We start from the raw sequence: 1,138 nt of genomic DNA, 5'->3' as shown, positions 1-1,138 counted from the left end.
TATAATATTTGTAGTGGGTAACCCCCCTATGGATATTATGGAGCCTATTTTGTGTAGAAAAAAAGTCCCATATGACCTATAATGAAAAGCGACAAAACAACTCATTAGAAAGAATCATATGGAACAATTACATTTTATCACAAAATTACTAGACATTAAAGACCCTAATATCCAGATTTTAGACATCATCAATAAGGATACACACAAGGAAATCATCGCCAAACTGGACTACGACGCCCCATCTTGCCCTGAGTGCGGAAGTCAAATGAAGAAATATGACTTTCAAAAACCGTCTAAGATCCCTTACCTCGAAACAACTGGTATGCCTTCTAGAATTCTCCTTAGAAAACGCCGTTTCAAGTGCTATCACTGTTCAAAAATGATGGTTGCTGAGACTTCTATCGTCAAGAAAAATCACCAAATCCCTCGTATCATCAACCAAAAGATTGCTCAAAAGTTAATTGAAAAGATTTCTATGACTGATATTGCCCATCAGCTGGCCATTTCAACTTCAACTGTCATTCGAAAGCTCAATGACTTCCACTTTGAGCATGATTTTTCTTGTCTTCCTGAGATTATGTCTTGGGACGTTGAAACAGTCCGGGGAGTGACTGTTTCAATCGGGAGATGGAGATGAGCTTTATTGCGCAAGATTTTGAAAAGCTCGATATCATCACTGTTCTTGAAGGTAGAACACAAGCTGTCATCCGAGATCACTTTCTTCGCTATGATAGAGCCGTCCGATGTCGCGTCAAAATCATTACTATGGATATGTTTAGCCCTTACTATGACTTGGCTAAACAGCTTCGCTTTCAAATTTCTAGGCTCAGGCTGAAACAGTCTCCTAGACTGTTTCACTCCCGAATGCTAAAATCGTTCTTGATCGCTTTCACATTGTACAACATCTTAGCCGTGCTATGAGTCGTGTGCGTGTTCAAATCATGAATCAGTTTCATCGAAAATCCCATGAATACAAGGCTATCAAGCGCTACTGGAAGCTCATTCAACAGGATAGCCGTAAACTGAGTGATAAGCGATTTTATCGTCCTACTTTTCGTATGCACTTAACCAATAAAGAGATTTTAAACAAGCTTTTGAGTTATTCGGAAGACTTGAAACACCACTATCAGCTCTATCA

General features: G+C 39.2%; 1 pseudogene. It reads left to right on the top strand.

The window, feature by feature from the left end:
- Positions 1-118 precede the first annotated feature (118 nt).
- Positions 119-1,138: pseudogene (locus DCM90_RS09730) on the top strand (transposase); the annotation flags it as partial.

The sequence above is a fragment of the Levilactobacillus bambusae genome (assembly GCF_003124125.1).
In the GTDB taxonomy this organism is placed as follows: domain Bacteria; phylum Bacillota; class Bacilli; order Lactobacillales; family Lactobacillaceae; genus Levilactobacillus; species Levilactobacillus bambusae.
The sequence above is the reverse complement of the archived record's forward strand: the minus strand, read 5'-3'. Positions and strand labels throughout refer to the sequence as shown.